The following is a 25361-nucleotide window of genomic DNA, read 5'->3' as shown; positions in this document are numbered from 1 at the left end:
CTCGTGACCATGGTCGCCACTGCCATGCCTAGCCGCAGCAGCGCTGCCGCCGGCACCCTTCTTCTCTCCGGCATCGTCCTCGCCGCCTTGACCGAGGCGATCGCCGGCACCGTCCTCTCGCTCGGGCGCGGCGACATCATCGGCGACACCGCGGCGACGCCCGACGAGTTCGCCTGGCTCGATATCGGCTACATCACGCTGAAGCTGATCGGCTTCATGACCGCGCCCTGGCTGATCGGCCGCCTCGATCCGCGCAGCGTGCTCGTCGCCGCCACCCTCGCCATGGGGCTGGCCTGCGGCATCGCCGCCATGACCACCCGGCTCGATGTGCTGGTGACCTTGCGTCTCGTCCAGGGCCTCTCCGGCGGCGCCCTGCTCGTCGCCGGCCAGGCGCTGATCTTCCTGCGCTTCCCCACCGCGCACCAGCCTTTGCTCCAGGCGCTCTTTGCCATGGGCGCCGTCGTCGCGCCTGGAACGCTTGCGCCTGCGCTGCAGGGCTGGCTGCTCGATGCGCAGGCCTGGACCTGGATCTTCTTTTGTCTCGTGCCGCTCGCCCTCACTGCCGCCGGGCTTCTCCTGCTGGCGGATGGGCCGATGCCCGACAGGCGCGCACCGCGCCGGTTCGACTGGCTCGGCGCCATGCTGCTCTCGCTCGCCTTCTTCTGCCTCACCTATGTGCTGACGCAGGGCAGCCGCTGGGACTGGTTCGAAGAACCGCGCATCCTCTGGCTGACGCTGATCGGCGCCGCCGCGCTGGCGGCCTTCCTCGTCCAGCAGGTGATGGCCAGGGGCCGTGGCCTCATCGACTTCAGCCTGTTCGGACCAAACGACTTCAGCTTCGCCTTCATCGTCAGCTTCGTCGCCGGTGCCGCCTTGTCCGGCAGCGCCTTCGTGATCCCGGCCTTCGCCGTCTCCGTGCTCGCCTTCACCCCGAGCGCGGCCGGCGCGCTCCTTTTGCCGAGCGGCGCGCCCTTCATCGCCACGCTCCTCCTCGTCGCCCTGCTCGTGCAGTTCCGCCGCCTGCCGCCCTTCGCCACCGTGCCCCTCGGCATCCTGATCCTGATGAGCGGCATGTGGCTGCTCTCCGGCTCGACCAGCGAGAGCGGCGCCCACGACATGATGGCCGGCGTGCTGCTGCGCGGGCTCGGCCTCGGCTTCCTGTTCCTGTCGATCACGCTGATCGCTTTTAGCCAGCTCGACGCGCGCCGGCTCGCCGCCGGCATCGGCCTGTTCAACACTGGCCGCCAGCTCGGCGGCCTGATCGGCATCGCAGCGCTGCAGACGCTGATCGACCACCACACCATCCACAATCTCGCCGTCCTCAGCGCCAATGTCGCGGCCGGCAAGCCCGCCGTCATCGAGCGCCTCGCCGCCCTGACCGCGATGCTGACCGCCAAGGGCATGGACGCCGCCGCCGCCGGCCGCGCCGCTGCCAGCCTGCTTGGCCGCGCCGTCGCCAATCAATCCGTCGTCATCGCCTTCGACACCGCCTTCAACGCCGTCGCGCTCCTCTTCGTCGTCGCAGCCCCAATCCTCGTCGCAATCAAAATCGGATTCCACAAATACGAAAAACACGCGGCAGAGCCCCCGAAGACAATCGTATCGAGGCCTCGACTGCCGGCCCAAAACGGGACGGAGAAGGCGAGGACGCCAGCAGCACCGCTGAGCCGCACAGTGTCGGCCTATGACGGTAGTCGGGAGGATAGGGGTGCCGACAGCACCTCCCCGGAGGCGCGAGAAGCGCCAAAACTGAAACCTGCCGCATGAGCCAGGGCCGTCATCCTGAGAGACGCGGATCAGCTGCGCTCTTGCGGCGGCAACGAAGCGAAACGCGGCGAGAGACCCCGAACGATCAATTCACGCCCGCCAGGCGAACAGGACATCCTGAACCTTTGCATAGGGTATCCCATTCTCGACAGAGCCGAGGCGCTTTCAGCATAAATGAGGGGCCGAGGAGATCGATCGGCCGAGGTGGCGAGAGAGCGAGGCCAACGCTGTCCCGGCAACCCGAACGATTGAAGATCCGATCAAGGTCTGCGGGCGACATCCCGCAACAGGCACCGTGCTGCCTTCCGAGTGATTTTGCCAGTTCGCTGCGCGTGTCCGCCTGCAGGGTCAGGGATATTCGCGGCGGTGGAAAGGCAAGCTGTTCTTTACCGTTGCTTTCAACAAGGACGAGGAGATCTTCCATGCCCAAGAACATCGTGGTCATCGGGGCGGGTTTCGCAGGGCTGATGGCGGCGCTCGGCGCTTCTCGCCAGCGTCATGAACTGGGTGTGTCGCCGGATGACGTGGCGATCACCGTGGTGTCGCCGGCGCCGGAGCTGGTCATCCGCCCGCGTCTCTATGAACGCCACCCCGAACAGATGGTCGCGCCCCTGACCGAGCTGTTTGCCGCGACCGACATCAATTATCGCCAGGGCAGCGTCGAGATGATCGACAGCGCTGCGTCGACGATCACGGTCGCAGCGGCCGATGGCACTTCGGCGACCCTGCCTTACGACCGGCTGGTTCTCGCCGCGGGCAGCAATGGTTTTACTCCGCCGATCCCCGGTCTCGCCGAATTCGGCTTCGCCGCCACGCAGCTGGCCGAGGCGGTCGAGCTCGATCGTCACCTGCACGCTTTGGCGAAAAAGCCGGCATCGGCGGCGCGCAATACGGTCGTGGTCGGCGGCGCCGGCTTTACCGGGCTGGAATTCGCGACCGAGATGCCGGGGCGGCTGCGCGAGATCCTGGGCGAGAATACCGCTATCCGCGTCGTCATCGTCGACCGGTCGGAGCATGTCGCGCCGGCGATGGGCGTCGAACCCCGGCCCCTGATCGAAGAGCGGCTGCGCGCGCTGGGTGTCGAGACACGGCTGAATGTCGGCATTGCAGGGCTCGATGAGAACAGCGTCACGCTGAGCAACGGCGAGCGGATCGAAACCTCCACGGTGATCTGGTCCGCCGGGATGCGCGCCTCGCCGTTGACCGCGCAATTGCCGGCAGAGCGCGACAACCTGGGCCGTCTCGTGGTCGAGTCCGACTTGCGCGTGCCAGGGGCTCCCGGCGTCTTTGCGACGGGTGACACGGCGAAGGCGCGGAGCGACACGGCCGGGAACTACGCCGTGATGTCCTGTCAGCACGCCCGCCGCCTCGGCGCCTTCGCCGGGCACAACGCCGCTGCGGATCTGCTTGGCGCACCGACGCTTCCCTATGACCAGCCCGTCTACGTGACTTGTCTCGACCTCGGTCCCGACACCGCCATCTTCACGCGCGGCTGGGATTCCAAGGTCGAGATCACCGGTGCGGACGCCAAGAAGGTCAAGAAGGAGATCAACGAGGTCTGGATCTATCCGCCGGCCGCGGACCGCAAGGCAGCCTATGAGAACGTGCTCTACGCGCGCACTGTCGACTTCTGACAGCGCCGGCCTGCGGTGAAACAGGGTGACAGCGGGGTAGATCGCCCCGCTGTCATGTCTATGCGCGTCGGGTATCGCGCCTGACCATCACGGCTCATGCTTGCAGATCGTATAGGCCGCCATTCGGAGAGGGGCCTGGGGCGGCCGGCGGAGCTTCCGAAAAATGCTAGATCAGCGCGCCCGGGGCGCAGGAGCAAAAAGCGGGGCGTCCGAGATCACCTCGACGACCCTGCGGCTCTTCGCCTCCACCAGGACGATGAAACGCCCGTCGATGATCAGCATCCCGTAGCGCCGCGGCACGCTCTCGCCATCGATTCCGATCACGCGCACCGAGGCGGGAACGATGTCGCCCAGTCGAGGCACCTGAGATATCGTCTGCTGGCCCTCGGCCGCGTGGCCCGGCGACAGCAGGACCACCGGCAGGCTGAGAAGCCAGATGAGGGAACGCATGGCGGCAACTCCGATCTGAGCGAAGGCCATCGCGATCGATGGCGGTTGGAGCCCGCGGATCTCATCGCCAGGGCTCTTGGCGGCATTCTGCGGCCCGGGCAGAAGACATCTCAATCAGCTACAAGTAGCGAGAATCTATACTTTGGCGGTACCGCCCTAGATCTTTGGACAGGCGCCCCCTTCGGTCACCCGCAACGACTGCCAGCTGTCGCTCGCGCACAAGGTCGTGCGTCGAGCAGGCGAGGCGATCCAGTTTTCGCGGATGTGGAGCTGGGATGCGCCCGATCGCGTGCGGGGCTCCTCCCCATGACAAAGCCGGATGATCATTGCAGCCGTGCATGCGTCTGAGCCGGCTGCGGCTCTACTGCCGGGATTGGCGTCCGGCAGAGCCACGGAGCTGACGCCCCCCTTCGGTCCTCGGTCCGAGCCATGCCTAAGATGAGAGCGCTTCGACCTTTCGATAGTGAAGCCTCGACCCAGGTATTGTTTCGCTGCCCGCTGCATCCGCCAGGATATCCGAGATGGATCGATCGCCCGGCAGGGAGTTGTTGGAGATGGGTGTCAGGTTGAGGCGTCCCGCGATGATGCCGACCGGACCGGAGCCGGCCCAGGACCGGGGCAGCGGCGATATCATCGTGCCCGCTATCCCGCCTCGCAGCGAAAGGCTTTCAGCAGGCAGGTGGCAGACGCCGAAGCGCATGCCACGGCACCTGCTGGCCATTGGCTCTGCCCGGGCAGCTATCGGCATCACAATGCTGCTGGGCGCGCTCGCAGCGGGCTGTGTCGCCAGCGGGGATCGCGCTGCCGTTCCGGTCGGTCTCGCGGCTGCTGCGCGGATCGAGCAGATCGAGCTCGCCCGCGTCTGGGGCGACCAGACCACGCCCGAGATGCGCGCGCTCCTCGACGTCCAATACCGTCAAACAAGGGCTGCGGTCGGATCGGGACGGCGCCCGGCTGACGCTCTGAAAAAGGCCGATTTTCTGGCGATCTCGGGCGGCGGTGCAGATGGCGCCTACGCGGCTGGAGTCCTCGTCGGCTGGAGCGAGAAGGGCGGCCGCCCGCAATTCGAGGTGGTCACTGGCGTCAGCACCGGCGCGCTCGCGGCGCCATTCGCATTCCTGGGCTCCCGCTATGACGACGAGCTTCGACAGGTCTATACGCTCTACGGCGACAGCGACATTTATACGAGCCTCGGCCTGTTCGGCCTGGCCGGAAACAGCCTGAGCGACAATGCACCGTTGCGCGCGCTGATCGGCCGCTATCTGACCGACCATATGATCGACGAGATTGCCGCCGAGTACCGTCTCGGGCGCCGTCTTTTGGTCCAGACGACGAATATCGATGCACAGCGGCCGGTGATCTGGGATCTGTCGGCGATCGCGGCGAGCGGGCGTCCGCAGCGCAGGAAGCTCATCATCGACGTCCTATTGGCCTCTGCCGCGATTCCGGCCGTCTTTCCTCCGGTTCGGATCGAGGTCGAGGCCGGTGGCGACCGTCGCCAGGAACTCCATGTCGATGGCGGCACCATCGCACAACTGTTCTTCGCGCCGCCCGAGATCCGCCTCGGCGAGTACGAGCGGCGTCATTTCGGACATATCCGCTCGCGGCGCATTCATCTCATCCGCAATGGCCGGCTCTATCCGCAATATGTGATGACGCAGGAAACGACGCTCGCAATCGCTCGCCGAGCGATCGAGACGATCGTCAAATATCAGGCGATCTCGGACCTGACCCGTATCAAGAGCCACGCGACCGCAGCTCACGCGCAACTGCGCTTTGTCGCGATCCCCACGGAATTCACGGCGGCGGCGAAGACGGAATTCGATCGCGACTACATGCAGCGATTATTCGAAGTCGGACGCCGGGTCGGGCGAGAGGGCGTCTGGCGCGCCGATCCTCCGCTTACCGCTGCATTGGCCGCGCAGAACGATCCCGCCGAGTAACGGGCAGGGATTTGCGGCCATGGACCACGGCCTGGAGCGTCCGATGCAAGCCCCTTCGTTGCTGGTGAATCTCTGCCATGTTTGGTGATGACCATTCCCTGCCGCTTGCTCTGGTCAACATCCTGGGGATTGGCGGTATCGTCGTCTGGCACGTTCAGGGCGGCAGCCGTCCGACGGGCCGCCTGATCGTCCAGATCCTGTTCTTCGCCGGCATGAGCCTCGTGCTCTATATCGGGGGTATCGCTCCGCATCAGCCCGACGATGTCTACGCGGAGGGCTTTGCCGGGCTGCTCTCCAAATCGGCTAGGGTTCTCTGGTGGACCCATCTCGCCTGGACGATCATCGGCTTCATCCACATCTATGTCAGGCTCAATCGCAAGCCGCGGGAAGCCCATCTCATCCTCGACATGGCGGTTGCCGCCATCTATCTCGGCGTGGCGCTCTCGGTACTGGGCTTCGTCTTCGGGATACCGGTCGCGCCCCTGGTGACGACCTCGGGCGTGGTCGCCCTCATCCTGGGCCTGGCGCTGCAGAATACGCTCAGCGACGTTTTTTCCGGCATCGCGCTGACACTGGGCAAGGCCTATGCGATCGGTGACTGGGTCCAGTTGAGCGACGGCACCGCGGGCCGCGTCATCGAAACCAACTGGCGTTCCACCAATCTGCTGACCGGCGCGAACAACATCGTCGTGCTGCCGAACAGCCTGCTGGCAAAGCAGGGCCTGACCAGTCTCAGCCGCCCCGACGAGACGCATCAGATCGCCTTGCGCGTGCGTTTCAATGCCGTGCAAAGACCTCGCGTCGTCGAGGACAGCATGCGCTCGGTGCTGCAAGCCAGCACCCGGATCGTCAAGGAGCCGCCGCCGGCCGTGGCCCTCAAGGCTCTCGACGCGATCGCGATCGAGGTGGAGCTGCAGTTCCGCGTCGCGAGCGTCGCAACGGCGACATCCGCCAAGAACGAGATCATCGACCTGATCCACGACCAGTGCAAAGCAAGTGGTCTTTCGCTGGCCATGCCGGCCGAAAGTCTCGTTCTCGTGACAACGGCAAATGGCGACGAGATTGCTGGTTTGAGCCGGCGCGAGCCGGTGCCGGCCGCCCCTGGAGACCGTCAATGAGCACCGTCTCGTTCCTCAACATCGGCATGCACGGTTACATCAACCCGACGCTGCCGATCGTGGCGGAGCTCGTTCGGCGCGGCCACACCGTGACCTATCACACCTTCCCCGCGTTCGCGGCCCAGATCGAGGCTGCCGGTGCGAAGGTACACCTCTATGCCGGAGGCGATCTGCCTCTGCCGGACCCGCCGATCCCCCTTGCGATGCTGGACGTGCTCGCCCGGGCCGCCCTCGATCTGCTGCCCGGCGTGCTCTCGGGCCTGCGCGGCATCCGGCCCGACCTCATCGTGCATGGGGCGGCCTGTCCCTGGGGAGCGGTGGCCGCGAGCGAGCTCGGCGTGCCGACGGCGGCCACGTTCACCACCTTCGCGTTCAACAGGCAGGTTCCCAGCCCGACCGGCATCTCCTGCGCGTTGGTGGCGGCCGCTATGGCCCATCCTCGCCTCGGCTGGGACTACCTTCGCGCGCGCTGGCGCCTGCACCGCAGCTACGACACCGGCGCGATGCCCCTGATCGACCTGATGAACGCGCGCGAGCCGCTGAATCTGGTCTTCACCTCGAGCGCTTTCCAGCCCGGAGCCGAGGCGTTCGGCCCCGCCTACCGATTCGTCGGGGCGAGCGTCGGTTCCCGCCTGACCGACCCGGCTTTCGACGCGGCCCGGCTGGAGGCCCCCGTGCTGTATGCGTCGCTGGGCACGGTGTTCGATGCTGGACCGGCCCTGCTGCGGACCTTCGCGACCGCGCTGGCACCGTTGGGCGGAACCGTCGTCGTCTCGACCGGGCAAGAGGACCCGGCAGCCCTGGGTCCGCTCCCGTCCAATGTGCTGGCCCGCCGGTCCGTGCCGCAGCTCCAGGTGCTGGAGCGGGCGGCGCTCTTCGTGACGCATGGCGGCATGAACAGCGTCAACGAGGCGATGCGGGCCGGGGTGCCGACGCTGGTGGTGCCGCAGGGCGCGGACCAGCCGCTGGTGGCCGGGCGGGTCGTCGAGCTCGGTGCCGGCCTCGCGCTTCGCACGGAAGACGCCACGGTGGAGACAGTGCACGTGCTCGCCCGGAGTCTGCTGGAGAATCCGCGTTTCCGCGTGGCGGCCGCCGCCCAGCGCGCCGCGCAGGAGGAGGCTGGCGGCGCCCGGCGTGCCGCCGACGAGCTCGAGCGCTATCTCGCCGATGCGCGCAGCGGCGCCGTGGCGGAGCGCGCCTGGGAGCGCTGAACCCATGTCGATGACCGTCATCGTCCTGCTGGTCATCGCCGGGTTGTCCGAGAGCGCCGGACGGGTGCTGCCCCTGCTGGCGCGCCGGCCCAATCTGTCCCTGCCGCTCGTGGCCGGACTGATGGCGACCGGCACTGTCGTCGAGGGCACGATGATCGCTCTGTGGCCACTCGCCGCGTGGACGGTCGCCGACCTGGTGCAGCCGGTCGTGGCGCCTGATGCAGCCCCGCTGCCAGATATCACCGGGCTGACCTGGACGCCCGCTTTGGTCGCTCCGCTGCTCCTGGCCGCCATCCTCGCGTTCCCGCTCCTCGGGCCGCTTCTCCACATCCTGCTCGTGGCCGGTGTCGGGGTGGGGCTGGCCGGTCCGCTCGCCGCAGCCTCAGGGTTGGGCTGGTGGACTGCGGCAGGGTGCATCGCCGTGGCAGGGGGCGGGCTCTCCGCCACGGTCGCGGTGATCCGGCGGCTGATCGCGCGGGTCGTCGCCGGTGCGCAGGAGCGGGAGGCGATCCTGTGAGCGAGCTCCTGCTCATTGTCGCTCTCTTGGCGCTCGGCCCGGTCCTGCTCGCCGAAGGCCTGCTCGCGCGCTACGAGCTGATGGTCTATGCCATCGGCCGGCGCGAGCCGACCTCCACGCTCCCGCCGGAGGTGCCCTACGCCAGGGGCGCCGATCCGGGGCGACCGCCGGATGCCTACCTGGTCTACCTAGACGGGATCGGCAAGCGCCGCTTCACCGATACGCGCGATGGCGGCCAGCTCGTCAAGGCCATCATCTCCGGCGCACCGGAGCTGCGCGTGTTGAGCCAGCTCCAACCCTACTCGCCGCTGGCGGAGCCGCTCGCCGGGCGCCCAGTCTGGGACTGGCTCCGGCGGCACGCCGGCATCACGCTGTTTCTGCACAACGTCATGCAGACCTTTGTCGCTGCCGATCGCCGATACCGTCCGCTGTACAATCAGGCTGTGGGCGTCCAGATCGCCGGCCAGCTCCGGCTCGCGGGTTATGAGCCAGACAGCGGCATCCCAGTTGTCCTGCTCAGCTACAGCGGTGGCGCCCAGGTGGCCACCGGCGCAGTTGAGGAGCTGTTCTTCCAGCTCCGCGCCCCGCTGTGGCTGATCACGCTCGGCGGTTTCCACAACGGCGCCAACGATCTCACATATGCGCGCCATCTGTACCGGCTCACCAGCGCGAGCGACTGGATCGAGCGCGCTGGCATCGCGCTCTTCGTCCAGCGCTGGGGCCTATGGCGGCGTAGCCCCTGGAATCACGCTCTGGAAGCTGGGAAGATCACGGCGCACCCGCTCGACCCGGCAACCCATGTCGGCCCGCAAAGCTACATCAGCCCGACGGCGCGGCTCGCGGATGGGCGCAGCCATCTCGACCGGACCGCCGAGGCCGTGATCGAGATCATCCGGCGCGACTGCACGACGAAAACATTCGAACAGAGATAGGGCGACGAGTCGGCTATTGGCGCATGATGTTTAAGCCGCCCGCTAACGCCCGACGAAGTGGAGCAATGCTGGTTCGCTCCCGACAACCGCATTTCGATAAGGCGTTGCACAGGAGCGCCGTCGCGTCGGATCGCAGGTAGGATGGCCAAGTGTCGCCTGGACGGTTCGAAGGAGGCGAGCTTCTCACTATGCGGAATATGAGCAATACCTCAGTATTAGACGTCAAGGTCGATCGGCGTGTGCACTATGTGTGCACTGGGAGATCTGCTACGACGCGGTCGGCCCGAACCAGACGGCAATATCGCAGAATAGGCGACGGATGGGACGATTCCATCAGCTTGATTGTCCAGTCTGTTCAATCGGGGCTGGACCGACTGTAGTCCGAAAAGATCAATGAAATGAAAGCTTTAAATTGGCGTTTCAGCGTCGCGCCGATGATGGACTGGACCGATCGTCATTGCCGGGTCGTCCATCGCCTGATGTCGCGCCGCGCGCTGCTTTATACCGAGATGGTGACGGCACAGGCCGTGGTGCGCGGCGACCGGCAGCGCCTGATCGGCTTCGATGCGATGGAGCATCCGGTGGCGCTCCAGCTCGGTGGCAATGATCCCGCGCTGCTGGCTCAGGCGGCGAAGATCGGTGCCGATTTCGGCTATGACGAGATCAATCTGAACTGCGGCTGCCCGTCCGACCGCGTCCAGGGCGGGGCTTTCGGTGCCTGCCTGATGCGCGAGCCGGCGCTGGTCGGCGACAGCGTCGCGGCGATGAAGGCGGCGGTGTCCATCCCCGTCACGGTGAAGTGCCGGATCGGTGTCGATGACCAGGATCCGGAAGTCGCGCTCGACGCACTGACCGCCTCCGTCCGTGCGGCTGGTGTCGATGCGCTGGTCGTCCACGCCCGCAAGGCCTGGCTGCAGGGGCTCTCGCCCAAGGAGAACCGAGAGATCCCGCCGCTCGACTATGAGCGCGCCTATCGCCTGAAACGCGCCAATCCGGACCTGATCGTCGCGCTCAACGGCGGCATCCGCCAGCCGGGCGAATGGCTGCCGCATCTCGCGCATGTCGATGGCGTCATGCTCGGCCGCGAGGCCTATCAGAATCCCGAGGTGCTGCTCGCGGTTGACCCGCTGCTCTTCGGCGAGGACGCGCCGGTCGCGGATGCCTTCGAGATGTTGGAAGCGCTCGAGCCCTATATCGCCGCCCATCTCGAACGGGGCGGGCGGCTGCATGCCTTCACCCGCCATCTTGTCGGATTGTTCCCGGGCCGGCGCGGCTCGCGCCTGTTCCGCCGCCATCTCGCCGAGCATTGCGTGGCGGCAGGGGCCGGACTTGCAGACCTTCGCGCCGCGATCGCTCACGTCGAGCGTGAGGCTCCGTCCGCGATCGCTGCAGAGTGAAGGCAGATGACTGACCAGACGACTGATCCCGCCCTCGTCGCTCGCATCGAGGCGAGCTTCGCCAAGCAGGCGATGATGGCGACGCTCGGGGCGCGCCTTGTGCGCGTCGCGCCGGGCGAGGTCGAGATCGCCATGCCGGCTTCGGCGCATCTCTCCCAGCAGCACGGCTTCGTCCACGCCGGCGCGGTCGCGACCATCGCCGACAGCGCCGCCGGCTATGCCGGCCTCACCACCATGCCGGCCGGCAACGGCATCCTCACCGCCGAGTTCAAGATCAATCTCCTGGCGCCGGCAACCGGCGACGAGCTCCTCGCCAAGGGCAGGGTGGTCAAGGCCGGGCGCACGCTCACCCTCGCCATGGCCGAGGTTTTCGCGCTGACCGATGGCAAGCCGAAGCTCTGTGCCATGCTGACGGCGACGCTGATGGCGATCGTCGCGCGTGAGGGCGTCAGCGACTAAACGGGCGCGCGAGCGGGCGCTCGCTACAGAGTACTCCGTTCGAGTAAATTCCTGTCCCTTTGCCCGTCTTCTGGACCTATCCGATCTGAGGTCAGCTCGATCGGAGCGAGGGCGTGGCCGACACTCTCGCGGGCGTCACCCCATAGACGCCGAGGTTCGTATCGGCCGGAACGAAGTTGCTCGCGCCCGGTTCGCCAGGGCCATGCCGCCGACCAAGAGGCGTCAGCCACATGCGCGACGCGATCGAAAGCGCATCGGGAGATGGGAAGGCCGTCGTCGCCAGGAACGACGCGGGCCTGACCATCGACACCGTTCACTGGACGCTGACAAGTGCGCCCCCTGCCGCGCCCGAGCGCAGCAAGGCCCCTGACAACCGGCAGGACATGCCGGGAAAACGCGATCGGCGTAGCCAAGTGCCGCTGCGGCGCCGGTTCATCCCCCTGGCATGCGGGGTGGCGGCCGCAATCCTGCTCCTCCTCATCCCGCGGAATGCAAATCGACCGGAACCTGGTCAGTTGCGGGAGCCCGCGCCACTCGCTCGGCCAACGGTTGAGACCGCCAGCATCGCCGCCATGTCGCGGGATCTGGCCGAGGCCCGTAGCGCCGTCGCTGCCCTAAAAGCGCAATTGCAGGCCGACGCCAGTAGGAGCGAACAGTCCTTGCGGCGGGAGCAGGAGAAGGCGACTGCCCAGGCGCAGGACGCCACATTTGCACGACAGGAGTTGGCGGCTGCCGCGGCACAACATCGTCAGGCGCTCGATGGCGAGCGTGCGCACCGCGTCGCCCTGGCGGATCAGCTAGCGGCTTCGCAGCGCGAATTGCAGGCGCAGGCGGGGCAGCTGCGCAGCGCCGGCGACGACATCGAACAGCTCAAGCAACTCGCGACAGCAATGAGTTCGCAGTCGATCGAGCAGGAGCGGCAGAAAGCCGCCGCCCTTGCGCTGGAATTGTCGGTCGCTCAGCGCGAAGCCGCGGTCCAGGCGGCACAGCTGCACAAGGCCGGCGAGGAGGCAGGCCAGCTCAGGCAGGCGGAAGCAGCGAAGGCCGCACAGGCCCTTGAGCAGGAGCGGCAGAAGGCGGCTTCTCTCGCGCAGGAACTGGCGGCCGCGCAGCGCGAGGTCGCAGCCCAGGCAGCGCAGCTGCGAAAGGCGGGCGAGGAAGCGAGCCAACTCAGGCAGCTTGACGCTGCCAAGGCCTCACAATCCCAGGAGCAGGAGCGGCAAAAGACCGCCGCGATGGCCCAGGCCGCAGCCGCAAGACAGGCGCTGAGCGCAAACGCGGCGCAGCATCGTCAGACGCTCGACGAGGAGCGCGCCCAGCGTGCGGCGCTATCCGCCGAGCTGGCGGCGGCGCGGCGCGAGGTCGAGTCTCAGCTGGCGCAGTTGCGCAAGACGAACGACGAGGCGGGGCAGCTCCGGCAGGCGGATGCCGCGACGACCGCACGAGCACAGGAGCAGGAGCGGCAGAAGACGTCGGCGCTCGCGCAGCTGGCGGCTACCCGAGAAGAATTGAGCGCCGGAGCAGCGCGCAATCGCCAGGCGCTCGAGCAGGAACGTGCTCTACGGGCCGCGCTGTCGGCAGAGCTCGCGACGGCGCGCGGCGAGGTCGCGGCGCAGGCGGCACAGCTTCGCAAGGCAGGCGACGAAACCGACCAGTTCAGGCAGGCGACGGAGAGCCGGATCGCAGACCTGCGCCAGACGCTGCAGGGGGAGCGCGATCGTTCCGCCGCTTTGGCCGGAGAGCTTGCGTCGGCGCGCACTGCGAGTGCGGCTCCGGCCAGGACCGAAGCGGTGGCCGCCGGCCAGCCGCCGCCGCAATTGGTCGCGGCCAGCACCGCGCCCCCGCCACCGGCCGCCGGCGGCGGGGGGACCCTGGAGGCGGCCCGGCTGATCGCTCGGGCCGGCGTGCTGCTTGGCCAGGGGGATATCGGTTCTGCCCGGATCGTGCTCGAGCGTGCGGCTGAAATGGGCAGCGCCCGGGCGAGTTTCATGCTCGCGGAAACCTACGATCCCCGCATCCTGTCCGCCTGGGGCACCTACGGCACGCGCGGCGAAATTGCGAGGGCGCGCGAGCTTTATGCGCGGGCGCAACTGGGGGGCATTCAGGAGGCGAAGGATCGCGTCGACGCGCTGCCGCAGTAGCGCTCGACGTGGCTCTCGATCGCCGAGGTTAAGGGTCGCGTTCTAGAGGAGAATTCGGGATGAAAAGGCCTTCTGGACGGTACTTGCTCCTGCTGGCCGGGCTGGCGGCGCTCGTTCCGATGCTCGCGATGCCCAGCCTGGAGGCGCAGACACCGCAGGCGAGCGTCAGCTCGCCGCGACGCACGATCCGGCCGGCTCCGACAGAACAGGACAAGGTCAACGCCTGGACGGTCGGCCTCGCAGCGGGGTTGCTGGAGGGGGCACCACTTCGCCTGGGAGCCGAGATGGCCCGCGTCGTCGACGACGGCCCGAACCTGCACGTGCTGCCGATTGTCACCCGTGGCGCCACCGAGAACCTGAATTCGCTGCTCTATCTGCGTGGCATCGATACGGCGATCATCAACTCCGATGCGCTCGAGGAGTACAAAGCCCAGCTCCCGCAGATCCGGCGCAAGATCACCTATGTGCTCAATCTCTTCCCCTCGGAGCTGCACGTCTTCGTGCGGCCCGAGATCCAGAGCCTGCAGGACCTCGCCGGCAAGAAGGTGAACTTCAACACCCTTGGCACGGCAGCCGCCTATTCGGGCCCGCTGATCTTCAGCCGTCTCGGCATCAACGCCGAGAACACCTTCATCCCGCACCAGCTCGCGCTCGAACAGATGCGCAAGGGCGAGATGGCGGCCGTCGTCTTCATCACCTCGAAGCCGGTGGACGCCTTCGTGCGCGGGCGCTTCGAGCCCGGCTTCAAGTTTCTGCCCGTCCAGTACGACAGTAAGTTCGAGGACTACTATCTGCCGGCGGTACTCGAGGCCGGCGAATATCCCGGGCTGATCAAGGCGGGAGAGCGGGTCGCGACGATCGCGGTGCCGACCGCCCTGGTTGCGTTCAACTGGGCTCCGCAAACCAACCGCTACGAGCGCGTCGCGCGCTTCGTCGACATCCTGTTCAGCCGCATCGAGAAGCTGCAGGCGCCGGGCTTCGACGCCAAATGGAAGTCGATCAATCTCGCCGCGACGGTTCCTGGCCTCGACCGCTTCCCGGCGGCGCAGGAATGGCTGGATCGCAAGGCGCAGACGCAGCGTGCGAGCCGATGAAATTGATCGTGCTGTCCGTCGTGTTCGAGATTGCGAGCAGGGTCGCCTTCGCGCAGGGCGCGTCCGATCCGATGGCGCAGCTTCGCGCCTGCTCGCTACTCGATCCGGCAGAGCGGCCTGCCTGCCTGAACAAGCTGCCTCAGCCGGCGAAGGTGCCCGCGCGCCCGGCAGGCGAGACGGAAGGCTGGATCATCAGCGAGACAACCTCGCCGGTCGACTACACACCGATCGTCACCGCCACCACCTTTGCCGAAGGCAATGCCAACGGCGCTCTGAAGCAGCTTTCCATTCACTGCCGCAGCGGCCGGACCGAGATGGTCCTCGGCGGATCGGCCGCCTCCGAAGACGGCGCCGACTACGCTTTGTCCTATCGCCTCGACAACAACCAGCCCGTCCCGGTTGCGGCGGGCCGGCCCTCCTATGGAACCGGCGTCGCGTTCAAGGGCGACGTCGTTGGCCTGCTGTTGTCGCTTCCCGGCGAGGGCAGCATCGCCATCCGCCTCACCACCCGCGCTGGAGCCGTCCATGACGGGTATTTCAGCCTCGCCGGAATGAAGGTGGCGCGGGACAGGGTCGCCGCAGCCTGCAAATGGCCGCGCGCCCTTGCCAGACCACGTAGCGAATGACCTCGAACCATGGGTGGACATGCGATGACGATCAGATTCAAAGACTTCGCGGGTGCCGCGCTGGTGGCTGGAGTGACGATCGCCCTTGCCATTCCGCCTGCGGCGGCACAAGCCACCAAGCAGAGTTCGGTACAGGCGCCGAGGCCGCCTGCGGTCGAAAGGAAGCCGCACCGGCTCATCCTGCAGGTGAACACCAACGACCCTGCGATGATGAATCTCGCGCTCAACAACGCGACAAACGTGGCGCAGTACTATCAGGACCTCGGCGAGAAGGTGGAGATCGAGGTCGTCACTTTCGGCCCCGGCCTGCACATGCTGCGCGACGATACCTCGCCGGTGAAGGCGCGGATCACCACGATCGCCATGAGCACGCCGGCCATTTCCTTCAAGGCCTGCGGCAACACCCAGGGCAATATGAGCAAGGCAGAGAGTAAGGAGATCGCCCTGATTCCCGAGGCATCGGTGGTGAAGTCCGGTGTCGTCCGGGTGATGGAGTTGCAGGAGAAGGGCTGGACCTATGTGAGGCCCTGATCCGCTCCAGCCAAAGCCTGGGCGGGCGGCATCTTGAAGCGAAAGCGCCGGCTGGCGGGCGTTTTCGTATCCGCGCGCCGACGCATCCTAAGATAGCGCGCTTGCTTCCGCGTATGCCTGCTCTGCCGGCGGAACCTTGCCCTTTCCGGTGGGCGGGCTAAGAGCAGCCCGGCTTTTCCCCCGGGTACATGATGATTGCCGGCATTCCCCTGAACGATCTGATCTTCCTCGCCATCTCGCTGATCGCGTCCGGCGCCGTCACCGGCCTGCTCGCCGGCCTGTTCGGTGTCGGTGGCGGCGCCGTCATCGTGCCGGTGCTTTACGAGGTCTTCCGGGTGATCGGCGTGCCCGAGGAGGTGCGCATGCCGCTTGTCGTCGGCACTTCGCTGGCGGTGATCATCCCGACCTCGATCCGCTCCTACCGGGCCCATCTCGCCAAGGGCATGGTCGACACCTCGATCATCCGGATCTGGGCTGTTCCCGTCGTGCTCGGCGTCGTCGGCGGCAGCCTGATCGCGCGTTATGCGCCGCCGGACCTGTTCAAGGCGGTCTTCGTCGCCGTCGCCTTCGCCAGCGCCATGCGCCTGCTCTTCGCCTCCGACCGTTGGAAGCTCGGCGACACGATGCCAGGTCCGTTCCTGATGCGGATCTACGGGGTGATCATCGGCGTGCTCTCCTCCCTGATGGGCATTGGCGGCGGCCAGCTCTCCAGCCTGTTCATGACCTTCTACGGCCGGCCGATCCACCAGGCGGTCGCGACCTCCTCGGGCCTCGGCATCCTGATCTCGATTCCCGGTGCTCTCGGCTACATCTATGCCGGTTGGCCGAAGATGGGGCTCCTGCCGCCGCTCTCGCTTGGCTATGTCTCGCTGATCGGCTTCCTGCTCTTCATCCCGACCTCGATCTGGACGGCGCCGGTCGGCGCGCGCCTGGCGCATCGGCTGTCGAAGCGCAAGCTCGAGGTTGCCTTCGGCATCTTCCTGCTGCTGGTCTGCGCCCGCTTCTTCTGGTCGCTGATCGGCTGACGGGGCTGCCATGATTCACGTGCGCTTTTGTGAGGAGGCCGACCATCCCGCGCTCGCCGGCGTGATGGGTGAGATGCAGGCGCATTACCGCGTGCCTTGTCCGGGCGATGCCGACATCCGCGCCGGACTGGCGAACCGCCCGGCCGGGACCGAATTGCTCGTCGCCGAGCATGAGGGCGCGCTCGTTGGCTTCGCCGCCTTCTCGGCGATCTATCCAGGGCCCGGCCTGAAGCCGGGCTTCTTCCTCAAGGAAATCTATGTCGCGGAAGCGGCTCGCGGCCTCGGTGCCGGCCGGGCCCTGCTCGCCGAGCTGGCGCGGCTCGCCCTGGCACGTGGCCTCGGTCGGATCGACTGGACCGCGGCGCGCGACGATGAGCGCCTGCTGCGCTTCTACGAGAGCCTCGGCGCGACGCCGCAGCCGGAGAAGGTCTTCTTCAGGCTGACTGGCGAGGGGCTTGCCCGTCTCGCGGAGGGCTGAGGCGCTCCTCCAGCGTCGCCATGATGGCGAGCCGCTCCGCCTCGGAGAACCGCGCCCATTGCGCGATCTCCTGCAGGGTCCGGCCGCAGCCTTGGCAGAGCTTGCTCATCGGATCGATCACGCAGATTTTGACACAGGGGCTGGAGATCGCGCTCATCGCCCGCCCCAGCCGATGACGATGGTGAGGCCGAGATAGATCGCGATCTCGCTCAGCTGCTGCGCCGCGCCGAGGATGTCGCCGGTCTGTCCGCCGATCAGGCGGATGGCGGTGCGCGACAGCCAGTAGGTCGCCAGCACCGACAGGGCGAGGCCGAGCAGGACGCCGGCCAAGGGGAGGGCGTTCACGGCAACGAGGAGCAGGGCCAAGGCGCCCGATAAACCATAGGCGACCGGCAGCACCGACCGTTCGGGCTGCCCGACCGCGGCGGAGGCGCCGCTGCTCCGGCTTGGCTCGACTGTCGCGAGGATGCGGAGGCCTTCGACGCGTGACCAGGGCGCGGCGACGAGAACAGCCGCCGCCACAGCCCAAGCCCCGGCACCCTGCAGGATCGCCGCAAGCGCGCTCACCCGCAGCAGCAGCGACAGACCGAGCGCCAGAGCTCCGAAGGTGCCGACGTGGCTATCCTTCATGATCTCCAGCCGGCGTTCGGGCGTGTGTCCGCCGAACAGCCCGTCGGCGCTGTCGGCGAGCCCGTCCTCATGGAAGGCGCCGGTCGTCACGACGAGCGCCGTGAGGGCAAGCGCCGCGGTCAGCAGCGCATTGACGCCCGCAAGCCCGGCGAGCAGCGCGATCAGGGTCGCAGGTGCCGCGATGATAAGCGCCGCGACGGGCAGGGCGCGCGGCACCAGCCGGAAATCCGGCAGGGCATGGACGTTCTCGCCCGGCAGGGCCGGGACCGGCAGACGCGAATAGAAGCGGATGCAGGTCGCGGTGGCGATCAGCCAGCCCGGCCAGGCGGGCGGCGTCACCCGCGTCGCATCATCGCTGTCGGTTTGCGCCACGCCGCCCTCGGATTGTCTTCGTCCGCTCCAGCCTATAGCAGCAGCGGCTGCGCGGCGGCGATCTCGCGCTGCCCGATTCCTCAGGTTTTCAAGATCGGCTTCCTCAGATGTCTGCGATGCCCGCCTCCGGCCTGCCCTTCGACGATATCCGCAACCTCATCGCCAATATGCCGGGCCCCGACATGGCGGCGGCCAATACCGTTCGCGCCCGCGACAAGGAATTGACCAAGCCGGCCGGCAGCCTCGGGCGGCTGGAGGAGGTCGCCGAATGGCTCGCGGCCTGGCAGGGCAAGGCGCCGCCGCGGGTCGACCGGCCGCTGGTCTGCGTCTTCGCCGGCAATCACGGCGTCGTCGCCCAGGGCGTCTCGGCGTTCCCGCAGAGCGTGACGCGCCAGATGCTGGAGAACTTCGCCGCTGGCGGCGCCGCGATCAACCAGATCTGCGCCGCCTATGATCTCGGCTTCAAAGTCTTCGACCTCGCGCTCGACCTGCCGACCGGCGATTTCACGCAGGAAGATGCGCTCGACGAGCGCGCCTGCGTCGCGACCATGGCCTTCGGCATGGAGGCGCTCGCCGGCGGCGCCGATCTGCTGGCGCTCGGCGAGATGGGCATCGGCAACACGACCTCAGCCGCCGCGATCTTCGCCGCGCTCTATGGCGGCGGCGCTGCCCAGTGGTGTGGCCGCGGTACCGGCGTCGACGATGACGGGCTGAAGCGCAAGATCGCCGCGGTCGAGGCTGGGCTGAAGCGCCACGCCAACCATCTCAGCGATCCGCTCGAAGTGCTGCGCCGCTTTGGCGGCCGCGAGATGGCGGCGATCTGCGGCGCGATCCTCGCCGCCCGCCTGCAGCGCATCCCGGTGATCCTCGACGGCTATGTCGTTACCGCCGCCGCCGCGATCCTGCACGCGCTCGATTCCTCCGCGCTCGACCATTGCATCGCCGGCCATCTCTCGGCCGAAGGCGCGCATGCGCAGGCACTGGTCAAGCTCGGCAAGCAGCCCTTGCTGGCCCTCGACATGCGGCTCGGGGAAGGGACGGGAGCCGCGCTCGCGGCCGGCCTGGTCAAGGCCGCCGCCGGCGTCCATTCCGGCATGGCGACCTTCGCGCAGGCGCAGGTCTCGCAGAAGGGCGAGTAACTCAAAAAAAAAGACGCGCCGGACACTTGGCCCGGCGCGTCTTTGGCTCATCGCGCGCCGAAGCGCTCGATCACCTCGGCCAGCGGCACATGGCCCTTGAAGGCGCCCCTGCCGGCCGGCGTCTCGCCGTTCTCCAGCGCAGCCGCGAAGGTTACAGCCGGATCGGCCTCGACCCGCTGGCGCAAGGCCTGCAGCTTCGGCCAGCGCGAGAGGTCGGCGACCTCATGGTATTCGAGCCAGCGCGCCACACCGGCGAGCAGCCCGTCGGCCAGGGAGTGCTTGCCGCCGACCAGCCAGTTCCCGCCGTCGAGCATCTCTTCCAGCCTGTCATGGCGCTCGATTACCCGCTCGCGCCCGAAACGGCGCAAAGCCGCCTCGAAATCGGGATCGGGCTCGGGCAGTTCCAGCGCGACCCAGAGCGGCGTGAAGGCGCCGGTGAAGCCGGTGTTGAGGAAGCCCATCAGCTGGTGCATCCGGTCGGCTTCGGCTGAGAGCGGATCGAAGCTGATCCGCCGCTCCGTGTCGCGTGCCTCGAGATGGGCGGCGATCGCCATGGTCTCGGTCAGCGGGCGGCCCTGATCGGTGATCAGCACCGGTGTTTCGACGCGCTGGTTGATCCGCTTGTAGGGCGGCTCACGCATCTCGCCGAGCATATCGACGCGGCTGAGCTTATAGGGCTGGCCAAGCCATTCGAGAGCCGCGACCAGGCCCATCGAGGTGCCGGCCGGGTAGCCATAAACGAGTATCGGTTCCATCTTGCGTTTTCCATTCGGGTCGGGAAACGCTGCGCAGCGGGGTGGAACCTAGTCATCCGCGGCCCCATGTAAATTACGCACATTTCTGTAACCAGGCGGAACGAACCATGAAGGACGTCGTGTCCGACTGCTCGATCGAAAGCGTCATGCGGGTGCTGAGCGGGCGCTGGCCGACCCTGCTGCTCTACTATCTGAAGGATGGAACCAAGCGCTTCAGTGAGCTCAGGCGCGACAATCCGACCGTCTCGCATCGCATGCTGGCACTGGAGCTGCGCAAGCTCGAGGCAGCCGGCATCGTCCGCCGGATCGACCATGACGGCTATCCGCGCCGGGTCGATTACGAGCTGACGGTCGCGGGCCTGCGCCTCGTGCCGCTGATCGATGCGCTCGGCGACTGGTGGGAGGAGGCCGAAGCCGAGCACAGCAGAACGACGGTCCTGCCGAAGGTCGCCTAGCGATGCGCCGGTTTGGAATTGACGAGCGGAACGGATGACAGACGACAGGAGCGACGTGACTATCCGGCCCCTCGAAGCCGGCGATCGCTCCGGCTGGGAGACGCTGTGGATCGGCTATCACGCGCATGGGCCGTTCGGCGGCCCGCCGCCGCCTGCCGACGTGACCGATGCGACCTTCGCCCGCTTTTTGGCTGCCGATCAGATGCGGGCTCTGGTGGCCGTTCATGATGGCGTGCTTGCCGGCATCGTCCACGCGGTCTTCCATCCGGTGACCTCGTCGGACAGGCCCGTCTGTTTCCTCAACGACCTGTTCGTCGCCGAGGCGGCCCGCCGGCGCGGGGTCGGCCGGCGGCTGGTGGAAGCGCTCTACGATCTCGCCCGTGCCGAGGGTGCCTTGCGGGTCTATTGGCACATGCAGGTGGAGAACCGGACGGCGGCGGAACTCTATGACAAGGTCGCCAGCCGTTCGGGGCATACGGTCTTCAAACGGACGCTCTGAGATTCAGGCGGCCGAGCGTTCGCCGGGCTCCGGCAGGGCGGGCAGCGTGTCCATCACGCGCTCGGCGGGCAGCGTGATCGTCACCTCGGTGCCAGCGCGCGGGCTCGACTTGATGCGGAAGCCGCCGCCATGCAGGTCGATCAGCCCCTTGACGATCGGCAGTCCCAGACCCGAACCCTGCTCGGCCGTCTTGATCGCCAGCGAGCCGCGCCCGAAGGTCTGCATCACCACCGGGATCTCGTCCTCGGGAATGCCGGGGCCGGTATCGGTGATGCTGACATATTGCCCGCCGGTGGCGGTCCAGCCGACCTTGATCGAGATCTCGCCGCCCTGCGGCGTGAACTTGATCCCGTTCGCCAGAATGTTGAGCACGGCCTGGCGAATGGCGCGCTCATCGGCCCAGATCCGCGGCAGCTCAGGCTCGGTCGCCTGGCGGATCGTCTGGCCCTTGGCCTTGGCACGCAGGTTGAGCATGTGTGCCGCGTCGTCGGCGATGCCGGCGAGGCTGATCGCCTCTTCGTTGAGTTCGTATTTGCCGGCCTCGATGCGCGAGAGGTCGAGGATCTCGTTGATCAGGGTGAGCAGGTGCTGGCCCGAGGCGTGGATATCACCGGAATATTCCTTGTAGGAGGCGTTGGCATGCGGGCCGAACACCTCGTTCTTCATCACCTCGGAGAAGCCGAGAATGGCGTTGAGCGGCGTGCGCAGCTCATGGCTCATCGTCGCCAGGAAGCGCGACTTGGCGAGGTTGGCTTCCTCTGCCTTGCGCCTGGCCTCGTCGGAGTTGGCCTTGGCGGTTTCGAGCTCGGCGATCAGTGCGTCCTTCTCGGCGCGGAACTCGATGGTCTCGACCGAGGCGGAATAGAGGCGGTTGGTCAGGAAGACGAAGAAGAGCTGGGCACAGGCGGCCATCAGCAGCATCGTGACGCTGTCGATGTCGGTGCGAGCGGTGAAGAACAGCACGATCGCGCCGACGATCGGCACGAGGCCGGAATAGACCGCGATCGGGATCGTCGCTGCGAGCGTGACGGTGAGCGCGCTGACGATCAGGAACGCCGTCATCAGGAAGAAGCGGGCACCGGGCGCATCGACACCGACGAAAAGGCCTGCCAGCAGGGCCCAGGACAGGCCGTGCAGCAATTCGGCGGCTGGCAGCAGCTTGCGCCAGAAGGCGATGCGGGCGGCTGCGGACGGCTCGGCCAGGAAGCGTCGGCACAGCACGGCGGTGAAGCCCGTGGTCAGCACCACCAGGCTGAGCCAGCCCGAGACCGAGTAGAACGGCACCCAGACGCAGGCGGCGGCCGCCACCAGGAAGGCGAGCACCAGCGTGCCGGCCGAGCCGTTCAGCCGATATTGCGCGAAGACGCGGACGAGTTCGTAGTCGAATGCGCGCTGGAGGCCGGTCGAGGAGGTCAGCTTCTCGCGCGCCGATCGGACCTCGCGGTTGATCAGCTTGCGGCGCGCCAGCACGGTCGGATCGGGTCCGCGACCGCGCTGCACCTGTTCGGCTGTCAATTCCGCCATGGTCCGAGGCAAACGACTCCAGGCCTTGGCACACTGGCGCGCCGCGGCTCGCCATGATTGGCGAGAAATCGTTAAGCTTGTCCTGATGGCGCGCTTCGGATTCAGGACAAGTAACTATGGCCCGTTCGGCTGGCGGCGGGTTGGCCGCTCGGTCGACTTCGTCGTAGCCCTTGGATTCCTTGTGCTTTTGGCGATTGGCGGCGCCGTCTTGCAATACCGACTTGGCTCCGGCCGCAGCCTCGCCGGAGCCGCCGAGGCGATCGATGGTGATTCGCTGAGGCTCCTCGGCGAGGAGCTGCGCCTCGAGGGCATCGATGCGCCGGAATTTCGGCAGAGCTGCCGCGATCGCAATGGCGGCGAGGTCGCCTGCGGCCGGCAGGCCAGGCGCGCGCTCGCTGCCATGTTGGCGCTCGGCAATGTCAGCTGCACGATCTCGCGCGCCGATCGTTATGGGCGCGGCTTGGCGCGCTGCAAGCAAGGCGATGCCGAGATCAATGCGGCGCTGGTGCGCCAGGGCAACGCGGTCTCCTATGGCGCCTACCAGGCCGAGGAAGCCGAGGCGAAGGCGGCCGGCCGCGGCATCTGGGCGCTGAACTTCGAGCGACCGGAGGAGTGGCGCCGCAGCCATCCGCGCTGACGCATGTGCCGGCTATGCGAATTCGTCAATGCAACTGGTTACTTTGGCATTTTTGTCTTCGACGGCCGCGACCTAAAGAAGGATCGTCTCCTTCTTGTGATCTCCCCGGATTCGTTGCCGCATGACGCCGCTATCCGCTAGCCGACAGGAATTCCGGGTATGATCGGCGCGATCCTGCTCGCTCTGGCACCGATCGCGCTCCTGATCGCGCTGGGGCATGCCATGCGCCGCCTGCGCTTCCTGCCGGACGCGTTCTGGCCGCAGGCCGAGCGGCTGAGCTATTATGTCCTGCTCCCTGCCTTGTTCACACATGCCCTCGCGATGGCCGACCTCAGGGGGCTGCCCGTCGCCGAACTGGCGTTGACGCTGATGGCTGCGATCATCGCGGTCGCGGCGGTGCTCGTGCTGGCGAAGCGCTGGCTCGGCTACAGCGACGCTGCTTTCACCTCGGTCTTTCAGGGTGGCATCCGCTTCAACAACTATGTCGGCCTGAGCGCTGCCGGCAGCATGCTCGGAGCGTCGGCGCTGCCGCTCGCTGCCGTGGCCAATGCCGCGATCGTGCCGACCGTGAATGTGCTCTGCGTCCTCGTCTTTGCCCGCTGGGGCTCGGCCCAGCCGACTTTGCGCGGCATTCTTCGGGGGCTTGCCCTCAATCCGCTGCTGATGTCCTGCGTGCTCGGCATCGCCATCCAGCTCAGCGGCCTCGGCCTGCCGCCCGGCGTCGAGGGCTGCCTCAAGGCGCTCGGCCAGGCCTCGCTGCCGATCGGCCTGCTCTGCGTCGGCGCGGCGCTCGACTGGGGCGCGCTCGGGCGCGGGCTGAAGCCGGCGCTGGTCGCCTCGTTCGCCAAGTTCGTGCTGATGCCGCTCGCGACCTATGCGGCCTTGAAGGGCTTCGGCCTCGGCGGCCAGGCGGCGACGCTCGCCATCCTGTTCCAGGCACTGCCGACGGCCTCGTCCTCCTATGTGATGGCGCGCCAGCTCGGCGGCGATGCGCCGCTGATGGCCGGCATCTGCGCGCTGCAGACCGTCGTAGCGGCGGTCGCGGTGCCACTTGCCTTGATTCTGCTCGCGTCCGGCTGAGCGATCACAACGGCTCGCGCGGATCGTCTTTGCTCGGGCCTTCCAGCCGCGCTGCGCCGGGTTCCCGCGAGCGCGACCAGAAGGTCGCGAGCATCAACCCCACCGGGACAGCGAGGATGACGATCCAGACGACGAAGCCCCAATCCTGCGGGAAGCTCCAATCCTGCGGCATGACGGTCGCCCCTTTCTGGACGACAATCGCGGCAAGGGCTGCATTGTTCCTCTCCCCGTCGTCGGCGCGTCGTCTTGCCGCCGTCTTTGCGGTCTGAACTCTTGACAGGGCCGCGGCGGCACCGTGAAACCCCATGTCCCGAGACGGCGAAAGGCTAAGGGCATGAAGCTCTATGATGGCGGGCGCGCGCCCAATCCGCGGCGGGTCCGCATCTTCTTTGCCGAGAAGGGCGTGCCCTTGCCCGAGCTCGTGCCGGTCGACATGGCCAAGAAGGAGCATCGGACGCCGGAGTTCACGCGCATCAACCCGTCGCAGCGCCTGCCGGTGCTGCTGCTGGAGGACGGCACGGCGCTGGCCGAGACCATTGCGATCTGCCGCTATATCGAGAGCCTCAACCCGGCGCCGGCCCTGTTCGGCGCCGTGCCGAAGGAGGCGGCGCTGATCGAGATGTGGAACCGTCGTATCGAGCTCGGGCTGTTCACGGCCGTTTCGGCTGTGTTCCGCCACAGCCATCCCGCCATGGCCGAACTCGAGGACCAGGTGCCGGAATGGGCCGAGGCCAATCGCGAGCTGATCGACGATCACCTGGTATTGCTCGACCTGCAGCTCGGCGCCAATCGCTTCATCTGTGGCGACGAGCTGACGGTGGCCGACATCACCGCCGGCATCGCCATCGACTTCATGAAGCCCTCGCGCATTCCGCTGCCGGAGGATTTTGCCAACATCCGGCGCTGGCATGGCGAGCTCTCGGCCCGGCCGAGCTGGAAGGCCTGAC

27 protein-coding genes are annotated in these 25361 nt (G+C 67.3%); 21 read left to right on the top strand and 6 right to left on the bottom strand.

Going from position 1 to position 25361, the window contains the following annotated elements; all coding sequences use genetic code 11:
* Positions 1–9: 9 nt before the first annotated feature.
* Both AC07O0_RS26340 and AC07O0_RS26335 read left to right on the top strand, forming a co-directional pair.
* Positions 10–1767, top strand: coding sequence for a DHA2 family efflux MFS transporter permease subunit (locus AC07O0_RS26340; protein ID WP_494627193.1), 1758 nt, complete (start codon positions 10–12; stop codon positions 1765–1767).
* A 422-nt stretch (positions 1768–2189) separates the two neighbouring features.
* The gene (locus AC07O0_RS26335; RefSeq protein WP_494627181.1) at positions 2190–3401 is read left to right on the top strand and encodes an NAD(P)/FAD-dependent oxidoreductase; all 1212 of its coding nucleotides are present in this window, start codon (positions 2190–2192) and stop codon (positions 3399–3401) included.
* Positions 3402–3572: 171 nt separating this feature from the next.
* Here AC07O0_RS26335 and AC07O0_RS26330 read toward each other — a convergent pair whose 3' ends face one another.
* Positions 3573–3851: a hypothetical protein gene (locus AC07O0_RS26330; protein ID WP_494627179.1), complete on the bottom strand. Its 279-nt coding sequence runs from the start codon at positions 3849–3851 to the stop codon at positions 3573–3575.
* A 521-nt stretch (positions 3852–4372) separates the two neighbouring features.
* Between AC07O0_RS26330 and AC07O0_RS26325 the strand changes: the two genes are divergently transcribed.
* The 13 genes from AC07O0_RS26325 to AC07O0_RS26265 all read left to right on the top strand — a co-directional run bounded on the left by AC07O0_RS26325 (position 4373) and on the right by AC07O0_RS26265 (position 17323).
* Positions 4373–5794: a patatin-like phospholipase family protein gene (locus AC07O0_RS26325; RefSeq protein WP_494627177.1), complete on the top strand. Its 1422-nt coding sequence runs from the start codon at positions 4373–4375 to the stop codon at positions 5792–5794.
* 77 nt (positions 5795–5871) lie between these two features.
* Complete coding sequence (locus tag AC07O0_RS26320; RefSeq protein ID WP_494627175.1) at positions 5872–6912, top strand: mechanosensitive ion channel family protein; 1041 nt, start codon at positions 5872–5874, stop codon at positions 6910–6912.
* The gene (locus AC07O0_RS26315; RefSeq protein ID WP_494627173.1) at positions 6909–8123 is read left to right on the top strand and encodes a macrolide family glycosyltransferase; all 1215 of its coding nucleotides are present in this window, start codon (positions 6909–6911) and stop codon (positions 8121–8123) included. Before AC07O0_RS26320 ends, AC07O0_RS26315 begins: the two co-directional genes overlap by 4 nt.
* A gap of 4 nt (positions 8124–8127) precedes the next feature.
* A complete protein-coding gene (locus tag AC07O0_RS26310) occupies positions 8128–8640 on the top strand; it encodes a hypothetical protein (RefSeq protein ID WP_494627171.1) in 513 nt (170 codons plus the stop codon).
* The gene (locus AC07O0_RS26305) at positions 8637–9572 is read left to right on the top strand and encodes a hypothetical protein (protein ID WP_494627169.1); all 936 of its coding nucleotides are present in this window, start codon (positions 8637–8639) and stop codon (positions 9570–9572) included. The genes AC07O0_RS26310 and AC07O0_RS26305 overlap by 4 nt, the downstream gene beginning before the upstream one ends.
* Positions 9573–9970: 398 nt before the next feature.
* Entirely contained in the window at positions 9971–10969 is a 999-nt protein-coding gene (gene dusA, locus AC07O0_RS26300) for a tRNA dihydrouridine(20/20a) synthase DusA (RefSeq protein WP_494627167.1), read from the top strand.
* A gap of 6 nt (positions 10970–10975) precedes the next feature.
* Positions 10976–11428: a PaaI family thioesterase gene (locus tag AC07O0_RS26295; RefSeq protein WP_494627165.1), complete on the top strand. Its 453-nt coding sequence runs from the start codon at positions 10976–10978 to the stop codon at positions 11426–11428.
* A gap of 230 nt (positions 11429–11658) precedes the next feature.
* A complete protein-coding gene (locus AC07O0_RS26290; protein WP_494627163.1) occupies positions 11659–13569 on the top strand; it encodes a coiled-coil domain-containing protein in 1911 nt (636 codons plus the stop codon).
* A gap of 59 nt (positions 13570–13628) precedes the next feature.
* Positions 13629–14663, top strand: a complete 1035-nt coding sequence (locus AC07O0_RS26285) for a TAXI family TRAP transporter solute-binding subunit (RefSeq protein ID WP_494627161.1) — start codon at positions 13629–13631, stop codon at positions 14661–14663.
* A 71-nt stretch (positions 14664–14734) separates the two neighbouring features.
* Positions 14735–15289 (top strand): hypothetical protein, encoded by a 555-nt coding sequence (locus tag AC07O0_RS26280; RefSeq protein WP_494627160.1) that lies wholly within the window; start codon positions 14735–14737, stop codon positions 15287–15289.
* A 24-nt stretch (positions 15290–15313) separates the two neighbouring features.
* Positions 15314–15820 carry a DsrE family protein gene (locus AC07O0_RS26275; protein ID WP_494627158.1) on the top strand — a complete coding sequence of 169 codons (507 nt, stop codon included), beginning with the start codon at positions 15314–15316 and terminating at the stop codon, positions 15818–15820.
* A 191-nt stretch (positions 15821–16011) separates the two neighbouring features.
* Positions 16012–16845, top strand: coding sequence for a sulfite exporter TauE/SafE family protein (locus tag AC07O0_RS26270; protein ID WP_494627156.1), 834 nt, complete (start codon positions 16012–16014; stop codon positions 16843–16845).
* 10 nt (positions 16846–16855) lie between these two features.
* Positions 16856–17323 (top strand): GNAT family N-acetyltransferase, encoded by a 468-nt coding sequence (locus AC07O0_RS26265; RefSeq protein WP_494627154.1) that lies wholly within the window; start codon positions 16856–16858, stop codon positions 17321–17323.
* On the opposite strand, the gene AC07O0_RS26260 is transcribed toward AC07O0_RS26265, so the two are convergent.
* Together AC07O0_RS26260 and AC07O0_RS26255 are read right to left on the bottom strand one after the other, a co-directional pair.
* Positions 17280–17480 carry a DUF1289 domain-containing protein gene (locus AC07O0_RS26260; RefSeq protein ID WP_494627153.1) on the bottom strand — a complete coding sequence of 67 codons (201 nt, stop codon included), beginning with the start codon at positions 17478–17480 and terminating at the stop codon, positions 17280–17282. The two genes, AC07O0_RS26265 and AC07O0_RS26260, sit on opposite strands and share 44 nt — an antisense overlap.
* The gene (locus tag AC07O0_RS26255) at positions 17477–18325 is read right to left on the bottom strand and encodes an adenosylcobinamide-GDP ribazoletransferase (protein ID WP_494627152.1); all 849 of its coding nucleotides are present in this window, start codon (positions 18323–18325) and stop codon (positions 17477–17479) included. Before AC07O0_RS26255 ends, AC07O0_RS26260 begins: the two co-directional genes overlap by 4 nt.
* A 107-nt stretch (positions 18326–18432) precedes the next feature.
* On the opposite strand from AC07O0_RS26255, the gene cobT reads away from it, so the two are divergent.
* Entirely contained in the window at positions 18433–19464 is a 1032-nt protein-coding gene (gene cobT / locus AC07O0_RS26250; protein ID WP_494627151.1) for a nicotinate-nucleotide--dimethylbenzimidazole phosphoribosyltransferase, read from the top strand.
* A 47-nt stretch (positions 19465–19511) separates the two neighbouring features.
* On the opposite strand, the gene AC07O0_RS26245 is transcribed toward cobT, so the two are convergent.
* On the bottom strand, positions 19512–20219 hold the full coding sequence (locus AC07O0_RS26245) for a glutathione S-transferase family protein (RefSeq protein ID WP_494627149.1): 708 nt from the start codon (positions 20217–20219) through the stop codon (positions 19512–19514).
* A gap of 107 nt (positions 20220–20326) precedes the next feature.
* Between AC07O0_RS26245 and AC07O0_RS26240 the strand changes: the two genes are divergently transcribed.
* Together AC07O0_RS26240 and AC07O0_RS26235 are read left to right on the top strand one after the other, a co-directional pair.
* Entirely contained in the window at positions 20327–20674 is a 348-nt protein-coding gene (locus tag AC07O0_RS26240; protein ID WP_494627148.1) for a winged helix-turn-helix transcriptional regulator, read from the top strand.
* Positions 20675–20729: 55 nt separating this feature from the next.
* On the top strand, positions 20730–21173 hold the full coding sequence (locus tag AC07O0_RS26235) for a GNAT family N-acetyltransferase (RefSeq protein ID WP_494627146.1): 444 nt from the start codon (positions 20730–20732) through the stop codon (positions 21171–21173).
* A 3-nt stretch (positions 21174–21176) separates the two neighbouring features.
* Here the strand turns inward: AC07O0_RS26235 and AC07O0_RS26230 are convergent, their stop codons facing one another.
* Entirely contained in the window at positions 21177–22697 is a 1521-nt protein-coding gene (locus tag AC07O0_RS26230; RefSeq protein WP_494627144.1) for a sensor histidine kinase, read from the bottom strand.
* 208 nt (positions 22698–22905) lie between these two features.
* Between AC07O0_RS26230 and AC07O0_RS26225 the strand changes: the two genes are divergently transcribed.
* Both AC07O0_RS26225 and AC07O0_RS26220 read left to right on the top strand, forming a co-directional pair.
* A complete protein-coding gene (locus tag AC07O0_RS26225; protein WP_494627142.1) occupies positions 22906–23334 on the top strand; it encodes a thermonuclease family protein in 429 nt (142 codons plus the stop codon).
* Positions 23335–23493: 159 nt separating this feature from the next.
* Positions 23494–24414: an AEC family transporter gene (locus AC07O0_RS26220; protein ID WP_494627140.1), complete on the top strand. Its 921-nt coding sequence runs from the start codon at positions 23494–23496 to the stop codon at positions 24412–24414.
* 4 nt (positions 24415–24418) lie between these two features.
* On the opposite strand, the gene AC07O0_RS26215 is transcribed toward AC07O0_RS26220, so the two are convergent.
* Positions 24419–24586, bottom strand: coding sequence for a hypothetical protein (locus AC07O0_RS26215; RefSeq protein WP_494627138.1), 168 nt, complete (start codon positions 24584–24586; stop codon positions 24419–24421).
* Positions 24587–24748: 162 nt separating this feature from the next.
* On the opposite strand from AC07O0_RS26215, the gene AC07O0_RS26210 reads away from it, so the two are divergent.
* Positions 24749–25360, top strand: coding sequence for a glutathione S-transferase family protein (locus AC07O0_RS26210; protein WP_494627136.1), 612 nt, complete (start codon positions 24749–24751; stop codon positions 25358–25360).
* Position 25361 lies beyond the last annotated feature (1 nt).

Source organism: Allobosea sp. GW821-FHT10B12, from assembly GCF_059415545.1.
Note: the sequence above shows the minus strand (reverse complement) of the source record. Positions and strands in the feature narration are given on the sequence as shown.